Annotated in this window: 22 protein-coding genes; 10 read left to right on the plus strand and 12 right to left on the minus strand. The window is 73.3% G+C overall.

Features of this window, described 5'->3' with window-relative positions; genetic code table 11:
• Positions 1–97: 97 nt before the first annotated feature.
• Entirely contained in the window at positions 98–1027 is a 930-nt protein-coding gene (locus ACQ5SO_RS11365) for a LysR substrate-binding domain-containing protein (protein ID WP_430941718.1), read from the minus strand.
• A gap of 360 nt (positions 1028–1387) precedes the next feature.
• Between ACQ5SO_RS11365 and ACQ5SO_RS11370 the strand changes: the two genes are divergently transcribed.
• The 4 genes from ACQ5SO_RS11370 (at position 1388) to ACQ5SO_RS11385 (ending at position 8380) form a co-directional block, all read left to right on the plus strand.
• Positions 1388–2137, plus strand: a complete 750-nt coding sequence (locus tag ACQ5SO_RS11370) for a TetR/AcrR family transcriptional regulator (protein ID WP_430941719.1) — start codon at positions 1388–1390, stop codon at positions 2135–2137.
• Between the two features lie 3 nt (positions 2138–2140).
• Positions 2141–2473 carry a RidA family protein gene (locus ACQ5SO_RS11375; protein WP_430941720.1) on the plus strand — a complete coding sequence of 111 codons (333 nt, stop codon included), beginning with the start codon at positions 2141–2143 and terminating at the stop codon, positions 2471–2473.
• A 74-nt stretch (positions 2474–2547) separates the two neighbouring features.
• Positions 2548–3780: an NAD(P)/FAD-dependent oxidoreductase gene (locus tag ACQ5SO_RS11380; RefSeq protein WP_430941721.1), complete on the plus strand. Its 1233-nt coding sequence runs from the start codon at positions 2548–2550 to the stop codon at positions 3778–3780.
• Positions 3781–4252: 472 nt separating this feature from the next.
• Positions 4253–8380, plus strand: a complete 4128-nt coding sequence (locus ACQ5SO_RS11385) for a hypothetical protein (RefSeq protein WP_430941722.1) — start codon at positions 4253–4255, stop codon at positions 8378–8380.
• A gap of 25 nt (positions 8381–8405) precedes the next feature.
• On the opposite strand, the gene ACQ5SO_RS11390 is transcribed toward ACQ5SO_RS11385, so the two are convergent.
• Positions 8406–9287, minus strand: coding sequence for an efflux RND transporter periplasmic adaptor subunit (locus ACQ5SO_RS11390; RefSeq protein WP_430941723.1), 882 nt, complete (start codon positions 9285–9287; stop codon positions 8406–8408).
• Positions 9284–9493 carry a DUF1656 domain-containing protein gene (locus ACQ5SO_RS11395; protein WP_430941724.1) on the minus strand — a complete coding sequence of 70 codons (210 nt, stop codon included), beginning with the start codon at positions 9491–9493 and terminating at the stop codon, positions 9284–9286. Before ACQ5SO_RS11395 ends, ACQ5SO_RS11390 begins: the two co-directional genes overlap by 4 nt.
• Before the next feature lie 33 nt (positions 9494–9526).
• Between ACQ5SO_RS11395 and ACQ5SO_RS11400 the strand changes: the two genes are divergently transcribed.
• On the plus strand, positions 9527–10237 hold the full coding sequence (locus ACQ5SO_RS11400) for an alpha/beta fold hydrolase (RefSeq protein ID WP_430941725.1): 711 nt from the start codon (positions 9527–9529) through the stop codon (positions 10235–10237).
• A gap of 45 nt (positions 10238–10282) precedes the next feature.
• Here the strand turns inward: ACQ5SO_RS11400 and ACQ5SO_RS11405 are convergent, their stop codons facing one another.
• Both ACQ5SO_RS11405 and ACQ5SO_RS11410 read right to left on the minus strand, forming a co-directional pair.
• Positions 10283–10672, minus strand: coding sequence for a response regulator transcription factor (locus ACQ5SO_RS11405; RefSeq protein WP_430941726.1), 390 nt, complete (start codon positions 10670–10672; stop codon positions 10283–10285).
• Positions 10669–11082, minus strand: a complete 414-nt coding sequence (locus ACQ5SO_RS11410; RefSeq protein WP_430941727.1) for a hypothetical protein — start codon at positions 11080–11082, stop codon at positions 10669–10671. The genes ACQ5SO_RS11405 and ACQ5SO_RS11410 overlap by 4 nt, the downstream gene beginning before the upstream one ends.
• Before the next feature lie 426 nt (positions 11083–11508).
• On the opposite strand from ACQ5SO_RS11410, the gene ACQ5SO_RS11415 reads away from it, so the two are divergent.
• The 4 genes from ACQ5SO_RS11415 (at position 11509) to ACQ5SO_RS11430 (ending at position 16140) form a co-directional block, all read left to right on the plus strand.
• Complete coding sequence (locus tag ACQ5SO_RS11415) at positions 11509–12726, plus strand: acyl-CoA dehydrogenase family protein (protein WP_430941728.1); 1218 nt, start codon at positions 11509–11511, stop codon at positions 12724–12726.
• Entirely contained in the window at positions 12723–13310 is a 588-nt protein-coding gene (locus tag ACQ5SO_RS11420; protein WP_430941729.1) for an NAD(P)H-dependent oxidoreductase, read from the plus strand. Before ACQ5SO_RS11415 ends, ACQ5SO_RS11420 begins: the two co-directional genes overlap by 4 nt.
• Positions 13311–13375: 65 nt before the next feature.
• Complete coding sequence (locus ACQ5SO_RS11425; protein ID WP_430941730.1) at positions 13376–14614, plus strand: alpha/beta fold hydrolase; 1239 nt, start codon at positions 13376–13378, stop codon at positions 14612–14614.
• A 245-nt stretch (positions 14615–14859) separates the two neighbouring features.
• Positions 14860–16140 carry an MFS transporter gene (locus ACQ5SO_RS11430; RefSeq protein ID WP_430941731.1) on the plus strand — a complete coding sequence of 427 codons (1281 nt, stop codon included), beginning with the start codon at positions 14860–14862 and terminating at the stop codon, positions 16138–16140.
• A 216-nt stretch (positions 16141–16356) separates the two neighbouring features.
• Here ACQ5SO_RS11430 and ACQ5SO_RS11435 read toward each other — a convergent pair whose 3' ends face one another.
• From ACQ5SO_RS11435 to ACQ5SO_RS11465, 7 genes are all read right to left on the minus strand, one after another.
• On the minus strand, positions 16357–17187 hold the full coding sequence (locus ACQ5SO_RS11435) for an alpha/beta hydrolase (RefSeq protein ID WP_430941732.1): 831 nt from the start codon (positions 17185–17187) through the stop codon (positions 16357–16359).
• Positions 17187–18815: an AMP-binding protein gene (locus tag ACQ5SO_RS11440; RefSeq protein WP_430941733.1), complete on the minus strand. Its 1629-nt coding sequence runs from the start codon at positions 18813–18815 to the stop codon at positions 17187–17189. Before ACQ5SO_RS11440 ends, ACQ5SO_RS11435 begins: the two co-directional genes overlap by 1 nt.
• Positions 18816–19054: 239 nt before the next feature.
• Complete coding sequence (locus tag ACQ5SO_RS11445; protein WP_430941734.1) at positions 19055–19753, minus strand: ABC transporter ATP-binding protein; 699 nt, start codon at positions 19751–19753, stop codon at positions 19055–19057.
• On the minus strand, positions 19753–20508 hold the full coding sequence (locus ACQ5SO_RS11450; RefSeq protein ID WP_430941735.1) for an ABC transporter ATP-binding protein: 756 nt from the start codon (positions 20506–20508) through the stop codon (positions 19753–19755). The genes ACQ5SO_RS11445 and ACQ5SO_RS11450 overlap by 1 nt, the downstream gene beginning before the upstream one ends.
• Entirely contained in the window at positions 20505–21497 is a 993-nt protein-coding gene (locus tag ACQ5SO_RS11455) for a branched-chain amino acid ABC transporter permease (protein ID WP_430941736.1), read from the minus strand. The genes ACQ5SO_RS11450 and ACQ5SO_RS11455 overlap by 4 nt, the downstream gene beginning before the upstream one ends.
• Before the next feature lie 3 nt (positions 21498–21500).
• On the minus strand, positions 21501–22418 hold the full coding sequence (locus ACQ5SO_RS11460) for a branched-chain amino acid ABC transporter permease (protein WP_430941737.1): 918 nt from the start codon (positions 22416–22418) through the stop codon (positions 21501–21503).
• A 202-nt stretch (positions 22419–22620) separates the two neighbouring features.
• Positions 22621–23625: an AraC family transcriptional regulator gene (locus ACQ5SO_RS11465; RefSeq protein ID WP_430941738.1), complete on the minus strand. Its 1005-nt coding sequence runs from the start codon at positions 23623–23625 to the stop codon at positions 22621–22623.
• 294 nt (positions 23626–23919) lie between these two features.
• Here ACQ5SO_RS11465 and ACQ5SO_RS11470 point away from each other — a divergent pair, with 294 nt between their 5' ends.
• The gene (locus ACQ5SO_RS11470) at positions 23920–25146 is read left to right on the plus strand and encodes a flavin-dependent oxidoreductase (RefSeq protein ID WP_430941739.1); all 1227 of its coding nucleotides are present in this window, start codon (positions 23920–23922) and stop codon (positions 25144–25146) included.
• Positions 25147–25156: the final 10 nt, after the last annotated feature.

A 25156-nucleotide genomic window follows, 5' to 3' on the forward strand; every position in this document is an offset into this window, starting at 1 on the left:
ATACTGAGTAATTCCCATGGAGCCATAACCAGGGGGAATGGTTTGCGGTCGGGCTCCGCCCCGCCCGTCCAGCCCGCCCGCCCGCCGCGCCCGCGGCTCAGCCCGGGGCGGCGGTCTGCTCGAGGCAGCGCAGCAGCAGCGCCAGGGCGCTGTTCGCCTCCTGCGCGCCGGCGCGCCAGAAGCAGCGCACCTCGGACAGCAGCCCGCGGGTGTCGAGCGGCAGCACCACGATGTCGCCCCGCGCGGCATGGGCGTTGGCGAGCCCCTCGGGGAACAGCCCCAGCGCGGGCATCTTGCGCATGATCCCGAGGTTCAGCGTCAGCGAGGCGGAGGCGATGATGTCGGTGGGGGTGGCGAGGCCGTGCTCGGCGAACAGCGCGTCGATGGCCCGGCGCGCGACCGAGTTCGCCTGCGGGAAGATCCAGGGCTGGTCCGCCGCCTGCGCCCAGTCCAGCGGCCCCGCGGCCGCCAGCGGGTGATCGCGCCCGGCCACCACCGCCACGGGTTCGCTGAACAGGGCGGTCTGCTCGATCCCCGGCAGGTCCTGGGCCTGCCAGACGCGGGCGATCAGCAGGTCCGTCATCCCGGACTCGAGCTGCGGGAAGAGCGCGTTGAAATGGCCCTCGACGATGGCGACCGAGGTCTGCGGCGCGCTGCGTTTCAGCAGCGCCAGCGCGTCGGGCATGATGGTCGGCGCGACCGAGGCGACGATGCCGACCGAGACGGCGCCGGTGACGCCGCTGGCCATCGCCTCGATGTCGAAGGCGGCGCGGTCGATCTGGTTGAGGACCTGGCGCGCGTGCTCCGCGAGGCGCAGGCCGATGGGCGTCAGGTGCAGCCGGTTGCGGTCGCGCGTGACGATGGGGGCGCCGACGATGCGCTGCAGCTCGGCGATCTGCTTGGAGACGGCGGGCTGGGTGACGTTCAGCTCCTCGGCCACGCGGGCGACGAGCTTGAGCTCGGCCAGCGCCGCGATCACGCGGATATGCCGGATGGTCAGGGTCCGGTGCAGGTCGCTTGCGTCCATCCTCTCGCCTCCTCCCCGGGCCGGGCGCGGCGGGGGAGGGGGAGTGGACGGCGCCGCGCGGCGCTTGGCAAGGCCCGGCGCAAGGCCCGGCGCCGGGGGGGCGGGACGGCGGGGTTGCGCGCCAATAGAACGATGTCCTATAGGCGGGGAAAGCGCTCCCGTCCCGGGCCGCGCGAAGGAGCGCCGATGCCCCCGCCGCCGCCCCCCGATGCAAAGACCCCCGATGCGCGGGCGCCGGATGCGAAGGCGCAGGATGGGAAAGCGCCCGGAGCGACGGTCCCCGGCGTGCAGGCCCCCGATGCGCAGGCGCCCGGAGCGAAAACCCGGGGCAGGGCGCCGGGCGGCGCCGCGGGAGGGTCCGTGGCCGAACCCCCGGCAGGACTCCCGACCCGGGCCCCGCGCGGGCGGGCGGCGGCCATCGGCCTCGACAAGGCGCAGGTGGTGGACGCCGCGGTGGCGCTGATCGACGAGCGCGGCCTCGCCGCCTTCTCGCTGCGCGAGCTGGCGCGGCGGCTCGGCGTCTCGCCGGCGGCGATCTACTGGCATGTCGGCGGCGCGAAGGAGGACCTCTTCGCCGAGATCTCCGCCTCGATCACCGGCGCGCTGTCGGCGGGGCTGGATGCCTCCATGCCCTGGGACGCGCGGCTGCGGCAGGTGTTCGAACGCTACCGCGCGCTGGTCCATCGCCACCCCGCCGTGGCGCCGCTGCTGGGCGCGCAGATGAAATCCAACGGGGTCGCGAATCTCGACTGGGTCGAGACGATCCTCTCGGCGTTGCAGGAGGCGGGCTATCGCGGCCCGGCCCTGCGCGCGGCCTTCAACGCGCTGGTCGGCGGGCTTGCGGGCTTCGTGACGATGGAGCTCGCCCCCGCCCCCGGGGCCGACGACTGGGGCGCGCGCTTCGCCGAGCGGCTCGGGGCGATCGACCCCGCGGCGCATCCCCTGACCCACGCGGCCCTGCCCGAGATCGCGGGCCGCATCTTCGTGCTGCGCTGGCGCAACGGCGCCGACATCCCGCTGGAGAGCGGCTTCTCGCTGCTGCTCGAGCTGCTGATCGAGGGGCTGCGCGCCAATGCGCCCGGCCCCGGAACCCCCCAGGCCAAGGACTGATCCATGACCCTTCCCTTCTCGAAGACCCGCCGCGTCGGCTCGACCGTGTATCTCTCGGGCGAGATCGGCTTCGCCCCCGACGGGACCGTCCCCGCGGGGATCGAGGCGCAGACCCGCAACATCTTCGCCCGCCTCTCGGCGACGCTGGAGGCCGAGGGGCTGACGCTGGGACACGTGGTCTCGGCCACCTGCTACCTGACCGACGCCGCCGATTTCGCCGCGTTCAACGCGGTCTATGCCGAGCATTTCTCGGACCCGCTGCCGGTGCGCACCACCGTGCGCTGCGACCTGATGATCGACGCGAAGGTCGAGATCACCGTCATCGCCGAGGCCTGAGCCCCGGCGCGCGGCGTGCCCGCCCCCCCGCCCGCGGCGGGGCGGGGCCCGCGCCAGTTCAACGGAGGCCCGCGATGGCCGAATTCCTCGTCCTCGGCGCCGGGATGGTCGGCGTCTCCACCGCGCTGGCGCTGCAGGCGCGCGGCCATGACGTCGCGCTGGTGGACCGCAAGGCCCCGGGGCGCGAGACCTCGTACGGCAATGCGGGCGTGATCCAGGCCGAGGCGGCCGAGCCCTACGCGCTGCCGCGCGATTCCGCCACGCTGCTGCGCTACGCGCTGGGGCTGAGCAACGACGTGACCTGGACCGCCGCCGGGGCGGCGCGCATGGCCCCGGCGCTGTGGCGCTATTTCCGCAACTCGGCCCCGGCGCGGCACGAGGCGATCTCGCGCACCTATGCGCGGCTGACCGCGCGGGCGACGGCGGATCACGCGCCGCTGATCGCCGCCTCGGGGCAGGAGAACCTGGTCGCGCGCGAGGGGCTGGCGATGCTGTTCCGCGACCCCGCCGCCTTCGAGGCCGCGGCGGCGGATGCGGAGCGGGTGCGGTCCCTTTACGGGACCCGGTTCCGGGCGATGGACGGGGCGGCCTACCGGCGCGAGGACCCGGCGCTGGCGGCGGACCCGGCGGGCGCGGTCCACTGGCTCGACAGCTGGAGCTGCGCCGATCCCGGGGCGCTGACCGCGGGCTATGCGGACCTGTTCGCGCGGCGCGGCGGGCGGGCGCTGCTCGGCGACGCGGACAGCCTGGAGGCGGCGGGCGCGGGCTGGCGGGTCGCGACGGCGGAGGGCCCGGTCGAGGCGGCGCAGGCGGTGGTGGCGCTCGGGCCCTGGTCGCCGCCCCTGCTGGCGCGGTTCGGGCTGCGGGTTCCGATGATCTTCAAGCGCGGCGTGCACGGCCATTACAACGCGCCGCGCCTGCCCGTGCGCCCGTTCCTCGACGCCGCCAACGGGGTGGTGGCGGCGGGCATGGTCGCCGGGCTGCGGGTGACGACGGGCGCCGCGCTGGCGGGCCGCGACGCGCCGGTGGACCTGCGCCAGCTGGAGCGGGGGGCGCGCGGGCTGTCGGGGCTGATCGCGCTCGGCCCGCGGGTGGAGGAGCCGCAATGGTCGGGGGTTCGGCCCTGTCTTCCGGACATGCTGCCGCTGGTCGGCCCGGCGCCGGGGCGGCCGGGGCTGTGGCTGCATTTCGGCCATGGCCACCAGGGCTTCACGCTGGGGCCGACGACGGCCGGGATCCTGGCCGGGATGATCGACGGCGCCCCGGAGGACGGTTTCGCGGCGCTGCGCCCAGAGGGGCGGATCTGAGGGGCGGGTCTGGGGGGCCGACCAGGGCGCTGCGCGCGCCCTGCGCGGCTGTGCGCCCGGCGTGGAGGCGCGAAACCCATAATGTCCGTTATGTATAAAAACGGCGCAGACGACATCCCGCCGACCCCTGCGCGGCCCGGGGGGGCGGCGATGCCGCATCGACCGCGCCTGCACCGGACCGACCTCCCAATGCCGCCCGGCGCGCGCGTCCGGGGCGGCGCCCTTGCGGCACGGCGGCGAGATGGTGACGCGGCCGATGACCTCGCGGAGATCTCCGCCGGGTCCGGGGCGGCGCCCGCAAGGCAGCCTCTGAAAATATTCGCGTAATCCGTGAAGACGCCTGTCATTCACCGGACATCATCATGGCCGGAGCATGGTCTTTTCATCGTCCCGGGGCTTTTCACTTGACGCATCGGCCCCCCGCGCCGCCGCATCTTGAAAGGCCTTGACCCTTTCGACGGGAGCGCGCGCGATGACCTGGACTGTTTCCGACCTCCTGGCCGCCCCCGTGTCGGACGCGATCGCGCCCGGGCCGCGGGACGCGGGCCTGCTCTCGGCGCTGGGGCTGGAGACCGTCGCCGCCGTGCTCGGCCTCGGGCCGGTGCGCCGGGCGCGGGCGCTGCTGGCCGCCGCCGCCGCGGGGGACGCCGCGGAAACCCGCCGCCTCGCCGGGCGGCGGTTCCAGGGAATGGCGCCGGAGGGCGCGCCGGACTGGCCGCTGGACGCGCTGGACGGGATCGGGGCCGAGGCCCGCCGGGCCTTCGCCGCGGCGGGGTATGACCGGCTCGCCGACATCGCCGCGCTGCCGCCCTACGTGGCGGCGGAACGGCTGCTGGCCGAGGCGCGCGCGGGCGCGGAGGCGGGCCGCCTCCCCGGCGCCCCGCGCCCCGCGCCCGCCGATCCGGGCGCAGGGGGCGGGCGTCCCGGAACAGGCCATCCCGGTTCAGGCCATCCCGGATCCGAACCCGCGGCGCCGATCCCCCACGCGCCCGGCGCGGGCTACCACGCCCCGGCCTCGGCGCCGGAGGAGCTGATGCCCCGGATGCACGGCGCCGTCCCCTCGCTCCACCGCTTCAACGGGTTCTTCCGCGGGCGCGACCTGCGCGGGCTGCGCATCGGCATCGGCAAGGACTGCGCCCCGGACGAGATGATGGCCGCCATCTTCGACCCGCGCCTGCTGCCCTGCCCGGTCTTCTATCTCGGCCGCCTCGCGGGCTATGCGCAGCGCTGGACCCTCGGGCCGACCATGCTGGGCGAGCTGCGCCACTCCCTCGCCCTCGCTCCCGGGGAAAGCCGACAGGTGGCGGTGGTCGACTGGCGCCGCGACCAGCAGGCCGCGCGGCGGGAGGACACCGAGGGCGCCGAGACCCTCTCCGCCCGCATCCGCCATGCCCGCGCGCTGGACGAGACCGTCGCCACCACCGCCGCAGAGCACCAGTTCGGCCGCACCGACGCGCAGGCGGTCACCGCCGCGGGCGCCGTGGGGGCCGTCGCCGCCGCGGGGCTGGTCGGGGGCGGCGCCGGGGCGCTGACCGGGGCCGGGGTCGGCGCGCTGATCGGCGGGGTGGGCGCCGGGCCGGGCGCGCTGATCGGCGCGGGCGTGGGCGGGGCGGCGGGCGTCGCCTCGGCCGGGCTCGCCATCGCCGGGGGCGCCGCGCTCGGCATGATCCAGGCCGAATCCGAGGGCGACCGGGGGATCGAGGGCGAGACCGCCCAGAACATCCTGCAGAGCACCCAGCAGAACGCCTCCGCCGTCCGGTCCCTGCGCGCCTCTGTGGTCGTGGAAGACGCCGAGGCCGAGCGCGAGAGCCTGCGCACCAGCACCATCACCAACTACAACCACATGCATGCGCTGACGATGCAGTATTACGAGCTGCTGCACCGCTACGAGGTCGAGATGCGCCTCGACAGCCTCGCGCCGCTGCTCTTCGTGCCTTTCGGCGCGCTGCACTTCGCCACCGCCGAGGAACTCGAGGCCCTCTGGCCCCGCATCCGGCCCTTGTTCGGCGAGGGCGACTTGGTCCGCCTCGTGGACGAACGCTTCGGCCTGCGCCCCGCCGCCGACATCCCGCGCGAGGCGATCGAGGTCCCGCCCGAGCCGCAGCGCCCCGACCTGCCGCGCCCGGAGGAGGTGGAGATCACCCCCGACAGCGTGCGGGTGAAGATCACCGTCGCCGGGGGTTTCGACGTCGCGAACTCGGACCTCTATTTCGCCTGGGACGACCCGGCCGAGGGGCGGCGGCGCCTGCCGTTGACGCAGGCGAACGGGTCCGACCCGCATGACCAGGTGCTCAAGCCCGATGGCGGCTTTCCGACCCTGCGCGCCGACCGGGTGGCGGGGGTCGAGATGCGGATGCAGGACGCCAGCGCGCTGCAGGCCTCGGTCGGCCTGTTGCAGACCATCCCCGTCGAAATCTCCGTCACCTACGATTCCACCGCCGCCTCGGGGCAGACGACCGTGCAGCTGGGGCGCAAGACCTTCTACACCGCGGGCCATGACGACACGCTGCGCCTCTTCGCCTGGACGCCCCTCTCGGGCGCCGCCGAGGCGTGGGAGGATTACGACGCCGCCCACCCCGAATGGGCCGACGCCACCGCCCGCGCCGCCGCGGCCGAGGCCGCGTACCAGCAGGCCCTCGCCGCGCGCGCGGATGCCCAGGCCGACGCCGTCGCACGGGTGCTGCAGATCGCCCGGGGCCGCCGCTACGAGCTGACCCGCGCGATCCTCGAAGGGGCCGAGCCGGAGCTGCTCGCCGCCGCGCTCGACGCCGCCGAGCTGACCGCCGGGGGCGCGTCCCTGCCGCTCCATGCCGTCGCCCATACCGTGCCGGTCGCCGTGGCGGGGGCGCATATCATCCTGCGGCTCAAGACCGTGACCAGCGGCCTTGGCGGGCGCATCTCCATCGACGATCCCGCCGCGGGGGTCCCCGATGCGCTGACCGAGCTGATCCAGCACGCGGGCGAGACCGAGAAGCGCTTCGCCGCCCTCTCCGCCGCGCCGCTGGGGGCCGGGGTGGTGGACCTGCCCAGCCCCGGCCTCTTCGCCGAGGCGCTGCTGGGGCGGGCCAACGGGGCCGAGAAGCTCGACGTCTCGCGCCGCACCGACTGGCACGAGACGCCGATCCCGCACCAGCCGCCCGCCATCGCGCCGCTCTCGGCGGGCAGCCGGGCGATGCTGCCGGACCTGTCGCCGAACGTGCCCGCGGCGAGCCTCGACGTCGCGGCGCCCCCCGCCTTCCCGGACCCGGCGGGCTTCGCCGAGGCTTTCGCCGCGCTGCGCACGCCCGGCCTGTTCCGCGACATGTCCAAGTCGGGCGAGCTGGCGGGGATGATCGGCAGCCTCAACCAGCTGGCGGGCAAGCTGGGCGACGCGGCGACGGGCATGACCGGAGAGGCCGCGGCGCGCACGCTCGGGGCCGCGACGAAGGTGGCGGAGCTGTCGGCGGGCCTTGCCGCCGAGACGCTGAAGCACGCGGGGGCCGAGGCGGCGGCGACGCGGCCCGCGACCCGGCTGGGCGGCGCGCTCAACGGCATCGGCGCCGCGATCGAGGCCGAGACCGATCCCGCCAAGCGCGCCGAGCTGATGGACCGGTTCACCGACATCCTGACCCGCGGATTCGGCGGGCTGACCGAGGGCTTCGATCTCGACGAGCTGCTGTCGGGGCTAGGCTGGGACGGGTTCGGGGACCTGTTCGGCGGCGGCGGCGATGGGGGCGGCGGCGGGACCGGGACCGGCGGAAGCGGCGGAAGCGGCGGCGGCCTGCCCGCCCCGGGCGCCGTCACCGCGCCCCCGGAGGGCGCGCACCCGACCTCGCCGGGCGAGGCGGGGTTCCGCAACGATATCGACCCGATCCTGCGCGGCGGCGGCACGCCGTCCGCCGCCGACCTGCATGGCGCGCTGAAGAACTGGTACGACGTGTCGGTGAAACCCGGGCTGCTGCGCGCCCAGGATGACGACGCCCTCTTGCGCGGCGCGATCGAGGAATACCTGCGCTGGTGGGCCGCCACGGCCCAGACCGGGCGCGACGGGACCGACCCGCCCAGCCTCGTCCCCCAGCACGAGGAAGGCCGGGCCCTGATGCGCGAGGGGCTCGTCTCCGCCATCCGCCAGGCCGATGCGCGGATGCAGCAGAGCAACGACTACACCTATCTGCGCGACGTGCTGGCCTGGTCGGCGATGGCGATGCAGCTCGAGCTTGACGACGACCCCGCCGCGCCGCTGGACAGCGTGGGGGCGGTGGCGCTGACCTCGCTGTCGGTGGCGCTGGTGCCGGTGGACGAACCCGTGGCGGCGGCGCCGGGGGCGCAGGTCGCGTTCTCCTTCGCCGCCTATGCAAGGATCGGGAGCAACCCGCCCCTGCTTGCGCCCCCGGTCGGCTATGACGTGACCGCGACCGGGGCCGCGGGCGGGACCGAGCGGCTGCATGGCTGGACCGACCCCGAGGGGCGGCTCTCCTTCACCCTGACCGCGGGGGCGAGCGGTTCGCTCGAGGTGACGGTGGAGGCGGGCTGGCCCTTCGGCGGCGGCCCGGACGCGCCGGGGACCGGCGGCGCGCCGCTGGTCGTCCGGCGCTATGCGCGCAGCCTGCCCATCGCCTGAGGGGGGCGCGGGTGCGGGGCGGCGCTTACCGCGCGGCGTCCAGCGGCCCTTCAACGCTGAGCGCGGCGGTCATGCCGGCGGCCAGGAACACGCCCTCGGGCGTCTCGTCCATGCTGATCCGCACCGGCATCCGCTGAGCCAGGCGGACCCAGTCCAGCACCGGGTCGACCGCGGGCAGCCCGTCGGCGTCCGTGGCGCCGTTCCCGTCCGCGATGCCGCGCCCCAGGCTCTCGACATGGCCGATGATCGTCCCCGGCGCGCCCATCAGCGAGATCTCCACCCGGTCGCCGACATGGATGCGCGCCAGCTGCGTCTCGCGGAAATACCCGGTCACGCCGAAGCTGCCGGCGTCGATCACGGTGACCGACGGGGCCCCCGCGACCACGTAGTCGCCGGTCCGCAGCTTCAGGTTCGTCACGTAGCCGTCGACCGGCGCCCGGACCTCGGTGCGCGCAAGGTCCAGCCGGGCCATGTCGAGCGCGACCTGCGCGCCGCGCACCTGCGCGCGGGCGGCGGCGGGGTCGTGCCGGGCCTGCTCGATGCTCGGGGCGCTGATCGCCGCCGAGGCCTCGAGGCGCGCGGCGACCGAGGCCTTGAACTCCATCGCCTCGCGCTCGGCGTCGAGGGTCGCCTCGGCCAGCGCGACGGCCAGCTCGAAGCTCTCGGCGCCGATGCGGAACAGCAGGTCGCCCGCGTGGACGATATCGTTGTCGGCGACGGCCACGCCGGCGACCACGCCCGAGACCTGGGGCGCGATGCGCACGGACTCGGCGCTGACGCGCCCGTCCCGCGTCCAGGGCGCGGTCATGTAGGAGGCCCGGAAGAACTGCGCGCAGACGCCTGCGCAGACCAGCATGGCGGCGGTGAGCAGCACGGGTCCGCCATTGCGCTTGAGACGGGCGATCATGTCGGAAGATGCTCCAGCAAAAGGGCGGAGGCGCCCAGGATCGAGATGTAGAGGGCGGCGTCGAACAGGGCGGGATGCCAGACATGCCGGTAGAGCCCGGCGCGGGCGAGCAGGCGGTGAACCCCGCGATGGGCCGCGTAGCTCAGCACGGCGAGGATCAGCAGGGCGGGGGTGAAGACCCCCGCGACATCGATGTCCTGGATCATGCGGACCTCCTGCGTCCGGCCGGGAATGAAGGGGTGGGGGCGCCCGGGGGCGACGCCTCGGACGCGCTGCTGGACGACTGGCTCGACCCGCTGCTCGATCTCGCGGGCGGCGGCGCGGCCCCGCTGATCGCCGGGCACCGCGAGGGCGGGATCCTCGCCGCCCGGGCCGCCGCGCGGGCGCTGGCGCGGGGGCGCGCGGTTGCGGGGCTGGCGCTGGTCTCGACCGGGGCGCCGGTGCGGGACCCGTCGCAATTCGACGCCGCGCCGAAGGCGACGCGCCGCACGCTGGCCGCCGGGCGGCTGGCGGGGCCGGCGCTGCAGCTGGGTTACGAGGCCGCCGCGCGCGCCTTCCGCACCGGCCCGGCGGCCGAGGAGAAATTCGTGCGCTATTTCTGCCACGAGAACCCCGCCGACGCCGCGGCGCTGTCCGACCCGGCGCTGTTCGACGCGGTGCGGGAGAACCTGCGCTTCTGCTTCGAGCGGCCCGCCCAGGTCGCGCGCGACGTCGGCGCCTGGGGCGCGGACTGGTCCGGGGCGCTGGAGGCGGCGGCGGCGCGGGTCCCGGTGCTGTTCGCCCATGGCGCGGCGCATGACTTCCTGCCCCTCGCGGCGGTCGAGGCGCTCGTCGCGAGGGGCCCGGCCCTGTCCTGCCTGGCGGTGGAGGGGGCGGGGCAGCTGGCGCTCTACCGCGCGCCCGAGCGGATCGCCGCCGCGTGCCGCGCCCTTGCGCCCGGCCCGGCATAGCGCCGGGTCCGCGGCCCGGGTCCCGATCCCGGCCCTGGCCCCGGCTCAGCGCGCGGGCGCCGCCGCGCCGTCGCGCACCAGGCGGGCGGCGAGGGCGGTGCGGTTCTCGACCTCGTAGCGGCGGATCAGGGTCTGCACGTATTCCTTGACCGTGTGCTCGGACAGGCCCGTCTCGCGGGCGATGCCCTTGTTCGACATCCCCTCGCACAGCAGGATCGCCACCCGCAGCAGCTGCGGCGGCAGCGGCGGGCGCGCGGGGTCCGCCCCGGCGGCGGCGCCCGGCCCGCCCGCCGCGCCCGGCCCGGCGTCCCCGCCCGCATCGGCCGCGAGGATCGTGCGCAGCGACAGCGCCGCGCCGCGGCACAGCCGGCCCATCTGCGCCATCGCCGCCGGACCGCCCATGGCCTGGCCGCGCCGCCCGGCGGTGTAGATCACCCCCAGCGCGCCGTCCCGGCCCGCACCAGCCCGCATATGTTCCACGCGAAGCCCCAGCTGCGCAGCAGGTCGTGCAGCGGGCTCGCCCGCCAGGTCTCGGCCCCCACGCAGCTCTCGCCATCCGTCACCTGCGCCCCGGCCCCGAGGCGCCGGATCAGCGGGTCGTCCGCCCCGAACCGCGCCGCGTATTGCTCGAGGAACCCCCTCGGCACGTCGCCGCTGTACAGGAGCCGCGGCGCCGGGCCGCCGAGCATGTAGATCCCCACCGTGGCCGAGCCGGTCATCCGGTCCAGCGCCGCCTGGCAGGCGCGGCCCAGCTCCTCGGTCGAGCGGCTCTCGGCCACGGCCGGCAGCTGCGGCGGCGGCAGCGCGGCGGCGGCTTGCGGGATCGGCAGGCGGGCTTCGGTCATGGGACGGCCCCCTCGGCTGGGCGGCGCGGCGACGCCCGGGGTCACGGTCCGGGTGCACCGCGCCGCGAGGCGTTGCACAGGATGCAGGCGGACTCGCGTCGCACCCGAAGCTTACCCGAATAAATTTTAAACGCAAAACATCTCGGCGCCCGGAAATGCGGCGCCCAATCCCCCCAACCGGGGGGGGTGAGCGAAAATCCGTATCCCGGAAGGATCATTTCACAGGGGACGAGGCGCCGGGCGCCGCGCCCGGCAGACCCGATTTCCTTCACACCCGAACGTCTTGCGGCGCTCGGCCCGCCGCGGACCCCTCCGCGGCCGGGGGGATCGCGCCATGCCGCGCGCCGCCGGCCGCCCCGCCCCGCAGATCCAACCCGCGGCCCCCGCGCGCAGCCCGCGCCGGGGCCCAACCGAAAGGCCGCCCGCATGAACATGTCCGCCACCCCCCCGACCGCCGCCGAGGCGATCTCCGCCGCCGCCGACGCCCTGCTGCCGCTGGTGCGCGAACGCGCCCACGAGGCCGAGGCCCTCGGGCAGCTGACCGACGACGTGGTCCGCGCCATGCGCGACGCGGGCCTGTTCACCATGCTCTACCCCGAGGAGGTCGGCGGCGCCGAGATCACCCATTACGAGGCGATGCTGATCTCGGAGAAGGTCGCCCACGCCCATGCCTCGGCCGGCTGGTATATCGGCGTGAACAACATGGAGGGCGCCGCCATGGCCCTCTATATCGACCAGGCCGGGGTCGACCGGATCTTCAAGGACGGCGTCGACATCACCATCGCCGGCAACGGCGTGCCGCGCGGCTTCGCCCGCAAGGTGGGTGGCGGCTACGAGATCTGGGGCCAGTGGGCCTACGGGTCGGGCATCGCCCACGCGGAATGGATCCACACCGGCTGCTTCGTCGTCGACGAGGCGGGCGAGATGATCATGGGCGAGGGCGGCCCCGAGGTCGTCATCTGCCACCACCCGCGCGAGACGGTGGAGCTCAAGGGCAACTGGGACGTGCTGGGCCTGCGCGCCACCGGCAGCTTCGACTACCGCGTGGCCGAGGGCGAGACGATCTTCGTGCCGGACGACATGGTCTACGGCTTCGACGTGGAAGGCCCGCAGCGCGGCAAGCTGCAGGGGGCGATCGGCCTCGCCGGGTTCTCGGCCTGGGCGCATTCGACCTGGGCCATCGGCGTCGGCCGCCGGATGCTGGACGAGCTGCGGGACGTCATCACCGCCCGCCGCGACGCGTTCGGGCCGTCCGCCGAGAGCGCCAGCTTCAAGTTCCAGTTCGCCCAGGCCGAGGCGAAATACCGGGCCGCCCGCGCGCTGGCGCTGGAGACGTGGAAGGACGCATCGGACACGCTCTCCTCCGGCCAGCCGCTGGCGCAGGAGCAGATGACGATGATCAAGCTCGCCCTGCGGCACGTCCATGACGTGATCTCCGAGACCGCGACCTTCGCCCACCGCTCGGCCCGCGGCGCGTCGCTGCACAAGACGGCGATGCAGCGGACGTACCGCGACATCCATGCCGGCGCCCAGCACATCCTGATGGCCGACCAGATCGTCGAGGAATGCGGCCGCGGCCTGCTGGGCGTCGCCGACCCCGAGGCGCCCTGGACCGTGTTCGGCATCGCCGACGGCGCGAAATGACCGGCGCCTCCCCCGCCGCCGCGCCCCCTGCGACGGGGTCGCGGGTGCTCGGCCTCGTCGGCGCAAGCTGGCGGCCCGCCCGCCCGCGGATGCTGGTCGAGGCCGCCGCCGCCCGCCTCGCCGCCGCGCACGGGATCGGGACCGAGGTCGCGGACCTGCTCGACGCCGGGCCGGGCCTCGGGGCCTTCCAGCGCCGGGACATGGACGCCCGGGCCGAGGCGCTGATCGCGAAGGTGGAGACCGCCGAGGCGCTGATCATCGGCTGCCCGGTGTTCCAGGGCGGGATGCCGGGGCTTCTGAAGCACCTGTTCGACCAGGCGCCCGAGGGGGCGCTGAAGGGTCGCCCGGTCCTCATCACCGCCTGCGGCGGCGGCCTGCGCCACGCGCTGGTGGTCGAGCACCAGATCCGCCCCCTGTTCGGCTATTTCGAGGCGCTGACCTGCCCCACCGCCGTCTATGCCGGCACCGCCGAGCTGTCGGACGGCGCCCCCGCCCCGGCGCTGGCCGAGCGGATCGAGGCCGCGGCCGCGCAGCTCGCCGCCCTGATGGCCCCGCGCAGGACGACGGGGCGCCGGGCGGCCTGACGCCGCCCCGCCCCTCCCTTCCCTTTCCCGGACCAGGCCCCATTCCCAGACCAAGGACCCCCGCCATGAAAGACGGCCTTCCCCCGCCCGCCGAGGGCTTCGAGACCACGCGCTACCAGATCGACGGCGTCGACGCCGCGGTGATGACCATCGGCGCAGGGCCCGACCTGGTGTTCCTGCACGGGACCGGCGCCTTCACCGGCTTCGAGGCGGCGCGCGCCTGGGCGCAGACCCACCGCGTCATCATTCCCTTCCATCCCGGCTTCGGCGCCAGCGGCGACGCCCCCGCCATCGCCGGGATCGAGGACATGGTGTTCCACTACGCCGCCCTGTTCGACGCGCTGAAGCTCGACCGCTTCGCCCTCGCGGGGTTCTCGCTCGGCGGCTGGATCGCGGCGGAATACGCGGCCATCCGCCCCGAGCAGGTCGCGCAGCTGATCCTGGTCGCCCCCGCCGGGCTGGTGAGCGAGGCCGCCCCGGCCCCCGCGCTCCTCGACATCGCGCCGCCCGAGCTGCCCGGCTATCTCGCCCATGACGTCGCGAAGATCCTGCCCCTGTTCCCCGCCGCCCCCGATCCCGATTTCGACGCCGCGCTGGGGCGCGAGGTGATGGGCTATGCGAAGCTGCTCGAGGCGCATCCCCAGGGGAACCCGAGGCTCGCCGCCCGCCTGCCGCGCCTCACCATGCCGACGCTGCTGGTCTGGGGCGGGAACGACCGGCTGCGGCCCTGTGCGCAGGCGGCGGAATGGATGGCGGGGCTGCCCGCGGCGCGGCTCGCCGCCATCCCCGACACCGGCCACCTGGTGTTCGAGGAGACCCCCGCCGCCGCCGCCGCGATCCCGCATTTCCTGGCCGAGACGGACATGTCCATGCCCGGCGACGTGATCGCGGCCGAGGCGGCGTGGGAGGAGACCTCCTGGTCCATCCTCGGGCAGACCTACGTGCTGAAGCAGCAGGGCGAATACAGCATGTCCTGGCACGCGACCTTCCCCGACGGGACCTTCGCACCGCCGCATATCCACCCCGACCAGGACGAGTTCGTCTATGTGCTGACGGGCGAGTTCGCCATCGAGCTCGGCGGCATGGCGAAGACCGCCGGGCCCGGCGACCTGGTGGTGATGCCGCGCGGGATTCCGCACGGGCTCTTCAACCGCTCGGGCGCCACCTCGACCTGCCTGTTCTGGGTGGCGCCGACGCGGGACCTGCGCGCGCTCTTCGACGACATCCACGAGGTGCCGGACCCCGAGGAGGTCGTGCGCCTCGCCGCCCTGCGCAACGTGCATTTCCTGCCGCCCGCGGACTGACCTTCCGCTGGGCGCCCCGCGGGCCTTTCCGCGGGGGCGCCTCCGGGCCGCCGCCCCTCCCTCTCTCCCGCGGCGGCCCGGCTTTTCCCCCGTCCCCCCTTCCGCGCCCGCTCCGGGGCGCCCGCCTGCCGCCCCCCGCCGCCCGCGCGGGGGACCGGCGCCGCCATGCCGCGCGAAGGCCCGCGACAGACGGGCCGCCCGATCCCGGGCGCGGCCTCTTCGCCATTGCAACAGGAAGACATGACATGACCACGATGGACGATCTGTCCGGGGCGCAGCGCGCCTCGGTGAAACGCTGGCAATGGGGGATGCTCGCCCTCGGCCTGACATGCGAGCTGTTCCTCGCCGCCGACTGGTACGGCGTCGCCGCAGCCCTGCCGTTCCTGGCCCCCGAGCTGGGCCTGTCGGAGGCGCAGGCGGGCCTCGCGCAGGGGATCTTCGCGCTGACCTACGGCCTCGGGATGCTGGTCTGGTCGGCGCTGTCGCGGGACTGGAGCGCGAAGAAGATGCTGATCGTGGGCCTGTTCGGGGTCGGCGTCGGCATGGTCCTCCAGGTCTTCGTGCAGAACTTCACGCAGCTGCTGGTCCTGCGGCTGGTCATCGGCTTCTTCGACGCGGGCGTGTTCATCGGGGTGATGAAGCTGCTGCTGGCCTGGTTCCCGCCGGCGCGGCGCGGGCTGATCGTGGGGCTGATCCTGGCGGCCTGTTCGCTGGCGATCACGCTCGATTTCAGCCTCGGGATCCCGCTGACCATCGCCTATGGCTGGCGCGTGTTCTTCGCGGCCCTCGCCGTCGGCACGCTGGTCGCCGGCGCGCTGGTGGTGGCCTTCGCCCGTCCCGGCCCCGCCGCGCTGGGGATCGAAGGCTTCCGCTGGAAGGGCGAGACGGCGGAGACGGGCGAGGTGTCGCTCGCGGCCATCTTCCGCACCCGCTGGGTCTATGTCGGCGGCTTCGCCATCGCCGCCTGCACCTTCGCCATCGCGGGGACGGCGACCTGGGTGGTGCCGGCCTTCATCACGCTGCAGGGGATGCCCGAAAGCTCGGCCGCGCTGATCGGCACGCTGATGGGCCTCAGCCAGGTGGTCTTCCTGGTGATCGGCGGGCGCATGGCCGATGCGGGCGACAAGCTGCGGCTGATCCGGGTGTCCACCGTCATCGCCGTGGGCGTCGCGCTGATGTTCTGGGTGGCGACGGTCGAGCCGCTGCCCTTCGCCATGCTGGTGCTGATGGCGGCGCTGTCGGGGGCGGCGGTGCTCTGCGGCGGGGCGATCTTCGCGCTGATGTCCGAGGCGTACCCGGCGAAGCTCGGCCCCGCGGCGATCGGCATGGCCGAGGTGTTCGGGATCCTCTCGAGCTTCCTCGCCCCGACCATGATGGGGATCATCATCGGCGGGTCCGGGGGCTTTTCGGCCGCGTTCCTGGCCTTCGCGGGGGTCGAGGCGCTGTTCCTCGTCGCCCTGTGCGCGCTGACGCTGCGCCGGGTCTCTCCGGCGGCGGAAGGAGAGCCGGAGGCCGCGGCGGCCTGACGCCGCCTGCCCCGCTGCAAGACCCCGGGCGCCGGGCGGAGCGATCCGCCCGGCGTCTTTGCGCGGGGGGGGAAAGGGGGGGAGGGACGCCCGAAAGAGATGGGACGCCCGAAAGGGAGCGGACGCCCCGCCCGCCTGCGCCCCCTGCCCGCCCGCCCATGCAAAAAGGGCCGCCCCGGGGGGGGCGGCCCTTGCGTCTTGCCTGCGCGGCGCCGCTCAGGCGGCGCAGAGGGTCCGGGTCAGCGGGTGATCCGCCTCGGCCAGCCCGTCCACCACGTTGAAATGGTGGCGCATCGGTTCTTCCACCGCCTCGGTCGCGGCGCCGAGCCCGCGCCAGATATTCGCCAGCAGCGCGTTCTGGCGCAGGAATTCCGAGGTCTCCATCGCCCCAGCCCAGCAGGTCAGGCGCAGCCCCGGGCGCGGGGTCAGCAGCGCCGGGCTCTCGGCCGCCGCCTCCTCCGCCGTCAGCTTCAGCACCTCGTTGCGCCAGTAGCCGAGCATCGGCCGCAGGTCATGCAGGCCGGAGATCGACACGACGCGGGCGATCCGCGCCGCCACGTCCTCGGCCAGCGGGCCGCCCGCGACGACCATGCGCGACGCCAGGTGCCCGCCCGCGGAATGGCCCGAGAGATGGATCGGCCCCGGAACCTCCGCCGCCGCATGGGTCACGGCGGCGGCGATCTGGAGCGTCATCTCCGACACCCGCGCCTCGGGCGCCAGGGTGTAGGTGGGGATGGCGACGGCGAAGCCATGGGCCAGCGGCCCGGCGGAGAGGTGGGACCAGAAGCTCTCATCCAGCCCCATCCAGAACCCGCCATGGATGAAGACGCAAAGGCCCTTCGGCGTCCCCTCGGGCAGGAACAGGTCGTACCGGGCGCGCTCGGCCTCGGCGTATTTCACCCCCAGCCGGGCCCGCCCGGCGGCGAAGAGCGCGCTGCGCGCCGCGGCGGCGGGGTCCACCCACACGCCCGGCCAGTCGCCGCCATTGGGGATCGCGGGCGCGTTGTCATAGACGGCGTCCCAGTCGGTGATCGCGGGCCACATCATCAGGCGAGCGCCTTTTCGGTCTTGAGGCGGAAGCGCTGGATCTTGCCGCTCTCGGTCTTCGGCAGCGCCTTGGTGAAAATCACCGAGCGCGGGTACTTGTAGGGGGCGATCGTCGCCTTCACGAAGTCCTGGAGCGCCTTGGCGGTCTCCTCGGTCGCGGGCACGCCGTCCTTCAGCACGACATGGGCCTGGACGATGATCCCGCGGGCCTCGTCCTCGGCGCCGATCACGCCGCATTCGAGCACGTCCGGGTGCGCCAGCAGCGCCGATTCCACCTCCGGCCCCGCGATGTTGTAGCCCGAGGACACGATCATGTCGTCCGAGCGCGCGGCGAAGCGGAAATAGCCGTCCTCGTCCTGCACGAAGGTGTCGCCGGGCAGGTTCCAGCCGTCCTTGACGAATTTCGCCTGCCGGTCGTCCGCCAGGTAACGGCAGCCCACCGGGCCGCGCACGGCGAGGTGGCCCGGCGTGCCGCGCGGCACCTCGTTCATCTCGTCATCGACGATCTTCGCCTCGTAACCCGTCAGCGGCTTGCCGGTCACCCCGGGGCGCGCATCGCCGAAACGGTTGGAGATGTAGATGTGCAGCATCTCGGTCCCGCCGATCCCGTCCAGGATCGGGCGCCCGGTCTGCTTCACCCAGGCCTCGAACACCGGCGCGGGCAGCGTCTCGCCCGCCGACACGGCGCAGCGCAGCGAGGAGAGGTCATGCCCCTCCTCCATCGCCAGCAGCATGGCGCGGTAGGCGGTCGGGGCGGTGAAGCAGATGGTGGCCTTGTGATCCTCGATGATGCGGATCAGCTCGGCCGGCGGGGCCTTCTCCAGCAGCACCGCCGAGGCGCCGAAGCGCAGCGGGAAGATGGCGAGGCCGCCGAGCCCGAAGGTGAAGGCCAGGGGGGGCGAGCCGACGAAGATGTCCGAGGGAGCGACGTCCAGCACTTCCTTGGCGTAGCCGTCGGCGATGGTCAGCAGGTCGCGGTGGAAATGCATCGTCGCCTTGGGCACGCCGGTGGAGCCGGAGGTGAACCCGAGCAGCGCCACGTCGTCCCGCCCGGTCTCGACCCAGAAGGGCCCGGCGGGCTTGGCGGCGGCGGCCTGGTCCAGCTCCTCCTTCAGCGTCGCGGTGCCGTCGAAGGCGACGATGCGCTTCAGGGACGGGCACAGCGAGAGGCACGGCTCAAGCTCATCCAGCATCCGCGCGTCGCAGAGCGCGAGGCGCACCTCGGCCTTCTCGATGTGCTGGCGCAGCTCCTTGGTCCTGAGCAGCGGCATGGTGTTGACCACAACCGCCCCCGCCTTGGTGGCGCCGAGCCAGCAGGCCACCAGCGCCGGGGTGTTGGCCGAGCGGATCAGGATGCGGTTGCCCGGCTCGATCCCGTAATCCTCGACCAGCGTGCGCGCGATGCGCGAGGTCCAGTCGGCAAGCTCGGCATAGCTGCGCGAGCGCCCCTGCCCCACCAGCGCGATGCGGTCCCCGAAGCCCTTCTCTACCATGCGGTCGGTCAGCTCGACGGCGGCGTTCATCATGTCGGGATAGGGAAAGGCCGAGAGGTTGAAGACCGGCTGCGCCTCGGCGGGGGGAAGGTTGTCGCGGGCGAAGCTGTCGGTATGGGCGGTGGGGCCGAGCATGGGGGATCTCCTGCGAGGCGAAAAGGGAGGGTTGGCCTGATTGAACGCCGCGAATCTTAATGCTTCAAGTTTAAAGTTATTCGGCGGTCAGATTTTCTTGGCAGGCCGGTCTTGCCCCGGTTTCGCACATGAAAACACGGGAATTCGACGCGCGCAGGGCGCATCGGCATTTGAAGATTGAACTGTTTCGCGCCGCGCGGGCCGGGTGGAGGGGGGGCGCCCGCGCGGCGCGCGAGGCGTCAGACCTTGAGGAAGCGGTCCTTCACCTCGGGGGTGGAGAGCAGCTCGTCGCTGCTCCCCTCCCACACCACCTGGCCCTTCTCGACCACCACGTGGCGGTCGGCGAAACGGGCCAGCGCGTCGACATTCTTGTCGATCACCAGGATCGCCTCGCCCTCGGCCTTCAGCCGCTTGAGGCAGTCCCAGATCTGGTCGCGGATCAGCGGCGCCAGCCCCTCGGTCGCCTCGTCGAGGACGATCAGCTCGGGGTTGGTCATCAGCGCCCGGCCGATGGCGAGCATCTGCTGCTCGCCGCCCGAAAGCTGGTCGCCCATGTTGCGCCGACGCTCCTTGAGGCGCGGGAACAGGTCGTAGATCGCCTCCAGCGTCCACTTGCCCTTGCGCGCGCTGGCGCGGGCGGTGGCCACCAGGTTCTCCTCGACCGTCAGGTTCGGGAAGATGATCCGCCCCTCGGGCACCAGCCCGAGACCCGCGCGCGCCACCAGGTGCGGGGCGGCGCCGGTCAGGTCGCGGCCATCCACGCTGACCTTGCCCTTCGTGGGCCGCACCAGCCCGAAGGCCGAGGACACGGTGGTCGTCTTGCCCATGCCGTTGCGGCCGAGCATGGCGACCACCTCGCCCCGGTCGATGGACAGATTCATGCCGAACAGAACCCGGCTGTCGCCATAGGCGGCGTGAAGATCCTCGATCACCAGCATCAGGCGGCTCCTTCTTCTTCGCCCAGATAGGCGGCGCGGACCTTGGGGTCGGTGCGGATATGCTCGGGGCTGCCCTCGGCGGCGACGCGGCCATAGACCAGCACGGAAATCCGGTCGGCGAGGGCGAAGACCGCGTCCATGTCATGCTCGATCAGCAGCATGGTCACGCGCCCCTTCAGGCGCTGCATCACCTCGACCAGGATCTCGGATTCCTGCGGGCCGGTCCCGGCCAGCGGCTCGTCCAGCAGCAGCATCCGCGGGCGGGTGGCCAGCGCGATGGCGATCTCGAGCTGGCGCTTCTCCCCGTGGCTCACCGAGCCGGCGAGGCGGTGGGGCGCGGCGGAGAGGCCCACTTCCGCCAGGCAGCGCATGGCCTCGTCGTTCAGCGCGGCCTCCGCGGCGGCGGCGCGCAGGAAGCGGAAGGAGGACCCGTCCCGCGCCTGCGCCGCCACGGCGACGTTTTCCAGCAGCGACAGGCTCGGCAGGATGCTGGTGATCTGGAAGCTGCGCGCCAGCCCCCGCCGCACCCGCTGGGGCATCGACAGGTGGGTGACGTCCTTGCCGTCATAGACCACGTGGCCGCTGTCGGGGCGAAGCTGCCCCGAAAGCTGGCTGATCAGCGTCGTCTTGCCCGCGCCGTTGGGGCCGATCAGGGCGTGCAGCATCCCCTCCTCGACCTGCAGGTCCACGCTGTCGGTGACCTTCAGCGCGCCATAGGACTTGCGCAGGTCGCTCACGTTCAGAAGGACGGTCATTTGCGCGCTCCCAGCCCGAGTTTGTCCGCCAGCGCCGACAGGCCGCCGGGGGAATAGAGGACGACCATCAGCAGCAGGAAGCCGAAGATCAGCCGCCAGTGGTCCCAGGCGCGGGCGAGACCCTCTTCCAGGCCGATGGTCATCAGCGCCCCGACCAGCGCCCCGGTCAGCGTGCCGATCCCGCCGAGGATCAGCATGACGATGAGCTCGCCCGAGCGGTGCCAGGTCATGAAATCGGGGGACACGTACTCGGTCGAATTGGCCAGCAGCACGCCGGCGACCGAGCAGATGCAGCCCGAGATCACGTAGGCCGCCAGCTGGTAGGGGAAGGGCGTGAAGCCGATCGCCTGCATGCGGGTCTCGTTCTCGCGCGCGCCGACCAGCACCCGCCCGAAGCGCGACCGGGTGATGGCGTGCAGCAGCGCGAAGCACAGCGCCAGCAGCGCGAGCACGAGGTAGAAGAGCGAGAGGTCGTCCCCGAGCCAGTCCTGCCCGAACACGGTCGAGCGGGCGGCCAGCGCCGTGCCGTCATCCCCGCCCCAGGCGGACAGGGACACGAAGAAGAAATACGCCATCTGCCCGAAGGCCAGCGTGATCATGATGAAATAGATCCCGCGGGTGCGCAGCGAGATCGCGCCGGTGATGGCGGCGAACACCGCCGAGGCGCCGATCCCCGCCGCCATCTGCAGCCAGATCTCGTCGATCCCGTTCCGGGACAACCCCACCACCGCATAGGCGCCGATGCCGAGGTAAGCCGCGTGGCCGAAGGAGACCAGCGCGCCATAGCCCAGGATCAGGTCCAGCGACAGCGCCGCGATGGCATAGACCATCATCCGCGTGGCGATGGAGGTCAGGTAGGGCTCGCCCATCGCCGCGAAGACGGGCGGCAGCGCCGCGAGCACGGCGAAGATCGCCGCCGCCGCCTTCAGCCGCGGCGCAAGCCGCGCGCCGGGAAGGGCGGGGAGGGAAGTGGAGGTCATGTCGCTCATGTCTCAGGCCCTCCGGCCGAACAGGCCCGAGGGGCGCCAGCACAGCACCGCGGCCATCAGGATGTAGATCAGCATGGGCGCCAGCGTCCGGCCCGCCGAGGCGGCCGCGCCGGGGTCCATGATCTCGCGCAGAAGGATCGGGCCGAAGATGCGGCCCACGGTGTCGATGATCCCGACCAGGATCGCGGCCACGAAGGCGCCCTTGATCGACCCCACGCCGCCGATGACGATCACCACGAAGGTCAGGATCAGGATGGAATCGCCCATCCCCGGCCCCACCGACAGCACCGGCGACACGATGGCCCCGGCGAAGCCCGCCAGCATCGCGCCGAAGGCGAAGACGATCATGAACAGCTTCGAGATGTCGACGCCGAGCGCCGAGACCATGGCCCGGCGCGAGGCCCCGGCGCGCAGCAGCATCCCGATCCGGGTGCGCGCGATCACCAGCCACAGCCCGATCGCCACCGAGACCCCGGCGGCGATGATCGCGAGGCGGTAGACCGGGAAGCGCATCGGCCCCACCAGCGGGATCGAGGCCGAGAGCGCGTCGGGCATGTCCACGTTCAGCGGCGCCGCCCCCCAGATCATCCGCACGGCTTCCGTGATCATCATCATCAGCGCCATGGTCGCCAGCACCTGGTCCAGATGCGGCCGGTCATAGAGCTTGCGGAACACGAGGAACTCGAGCGCCAGCCCGAGGATCAGCACCGCGGGCAGCGTCAGCAGCAGCCCGAGCCAGTAATTGTCGAAGAAGGCCGCGAAGCTCGCCATCAGGTAGGCGCCGATCATGTAGAGCACGCCGTGGGCGAGGTTGATGAAGTCCATGATGCCGAAGACCAGCGTCAGGCCCGCGGCGACGAGGAACAGCAGCACGCCGAACTGCGCGCCGCCGATCGCCTGGAGGAGGAGAAGGTCGGTCATCGGCGCGGCTCGCGGAGGGGGAGGGAGGGGGTCATGGCGTCTCCGGGAGGTGGGAGGAGGGGACGGGTTAATGGTTCAGGTTTAAAATTTTTATGCAAGGGGTAAATGCGCGGCGGGGGAAATCGCCGGGCGCCGCGGGAGTCGCCGGGCGGCCCCGGCGCGCGGGGATTCGGGCGGTGCGGGCCGGTGAATATATTCATGCTTAAAGCATATAGCCGCAGGAAGACCCGGCCGCGCGGGCGCGCAGCGTCTCCGACGGGGCCTGGCCGAACTTGCGCCGGTAATCGGCGGCGAACAGGCCCGCGTGGTTGAACCCCCAGTCGAGCGCCAGCGCGGTCAGCCCGTTGGGCTTGCAGCGCCCCGAGACGATCTCGCGGTGGACCCGCTCGAGCCGCATCTCCTTGAACACCGCCAGCGGCGTGGCCCCGCGGCGGGCGCGGAACAGCCGGTGCAGGCTGCGCAGGCTCACCCCCGCCGCCGCGGCGATCTCGGCCGGGGTGACGGGCTGGTCGAGATGCGCGCGCATGAACCGCTCGGCCCGGTCCAGCGGCCCGCCATCGCCCGCCGCCACAACGGACGCGGCAGGCTCGGGCGCCGCCGAATGGTCCAGCGCCCCGCCCACGGCGGCGATCAGCGCCTGCTCCAGCCCCTCGGCCAGCGCATCGGCGCCGTGATCGAGCGGCTGCGCCTCGATCTCGGCCAGCAGGAAGCGCGACAGCCGCAGCAGCCGCGCGCCCGCGGGACTCTCCAGCGACACGCGCCGCCGCCCGCCGCGCGCGCGGGCCATGCCGGACCCGCCCAGGGCCTCGAGCTGCTCGGGCGCGAGATCGACGATCAGCATCCTTGTGGCGGCGTGGAAATCCAGTTCCAGCGGCGCCGAGGCGTCGACCAGCTGCGCCGCCGCCCCGGCCTCGTAGCGCTCGCTCTCCTGCCGCGGGGCATGGCTGTCGAAGGCGCCGTGGATCGGGATCTGCAGCAGCGACAGCGCCCGGTCGGGTTCGACCGTGATCCGCGCCGCGCCGCCGGTGCGCACGGCGGTCAGGCCGACGCCGCCGATTCGGTCGTGCAGCACCTCGGTGCGGTAGCGGGCGCCGCGCCGCTCCTGCGCGCGGCAGGGGCGCAGCAGGCCGGACATGGTCGCCTCGAAATCGGCCAGCGAGTCGCTGCGCCGCCACAGCGCGGATCGGTCGTCGGTCACGGTTTGCACGGGGGACGCTCCTTGGAACATTTCATATTTAAAGGGTATCCGCCCCGCAGAATCGGTCAAGCGCATTGACCATAAAACTGCCATACAAGCACGCCCTGCCCGCAAAACAGGCGGCCCTGCGCCGGTCTGATGCTGCTTTGCACAAAAATGGGCGCGGGGGATGCGGATTTTTCGCGCGCTTTGGCGCTGACGCGATTCCGTGGCGCTGAGCCGATGGCGCGGGGGCGCCCCCTCGCGAACTCTGGGTCCAACGGCCCCGCCAGGGGCGAGACGATCCAACCAAGGAGGCGCCAGATGAAGGTGCTCATCAACGGGGCGGGCATCGGCGGATTGACCGCCGCCCTCATGCTCCACGCCCGCGGCATCGAGGTGGAGATCCACGAAGCAGCCCCCGAGCTGCGCGAGCTCGGCGTCGGCATCAACGTGCTGCCCCACGCGATCCGCGAGCTGGCGGAACTGGGCCTGCTGCCGGAACTCGACCGCATCGCCATCCGCACGCGCGAGCTGATCTACATGAACCGCCAGGGCCAGGAAATCTGGCGCGAGCTGCGCGGCGTGGAGCAGGGACAGGACTACCCGCAATTCTCGATCCATCGCGGCTTCATGCACAAGATGCTGGCCGACGCGGTGCGCGCGCGCCTCGGGGACAAGGCCATCACCCTCTCCTCCCGCGGCATCGGCTTCGAGCAGGACGCGGGCGAAGCCCGCCTGCTGCTGGAAGGCGGCGGCAAGGCCGCGGGCGACGTGCTGCTGGGCGCCGACGGCATCCACTCGGCGATTCGCCGCCAGATGTTCCCGGACGAGCCGGGCCTCAAGTGGAACGGCGTGATGATGTGGCGCGGCGCGATCGAGGCCGACCCGCTCGCCGATGGCCGCACCATGATCGTGGCGGGGGGTTTCGAGACCAAGCTGGTCCTCTACCCCATCGCCCCCGGGACCACGCCCGGCAAGGTGCTGATGAACTGGGTGGTCTGCCACCGCCCGGGCAAGGAGGGCGATGTCGCCCCGAAGCGCGAGGACTGGAACCGCCGCGGCACGCTCGAGGAGCTGATGCCGCTGGCCCGCGCCTTCGGCGTCGACGTGATCGACCTGCCCGCGCTGGTGCGCGCCACGCCCGAATTCCTCGAATACCCGATGGCCGACCGCGACCCGCTGCCCAGCTGGACCGACGGGCGCGTCACGCTGCTCGGCGACGCCGCGCACCCGATGTACCCGGTCGGCTCCAACGGCGCCTCGCAGGCGATCATCGACGGGCGCGCGCTGGCCGACCTGCTGGCGGCGCAGGACCCGATCCCCGCCCTCGCCGCCTATGACGCGGCCCGCCGCCCGGCCACCGCGCAGGTGGTGGCGATGAACCGCCAGGGCGGCCCCGAGGGCGTGATCGACGAGGTCGAGCGCCGCGCCCCGGACGGCTTCGCCGATCTCGACGCCGTCATCACCCAGGAAGAACGCGCCGCCATCGTGCGCGGCTACGCCTCCACCGCCGGTTTCTCGGCCGAACAGACCCGCATGCGCGCCTGAGCGCGCCCTT

It is taken from the genome of Rhodovulum sp. DZ06, from assembly GCF_050586345.1.
Lineage (GTDB): Bacteria > Pseudomonadota > Alphaproteobacteria > Rhodobacterales > Rhodobacteraceae > JBOCEF01.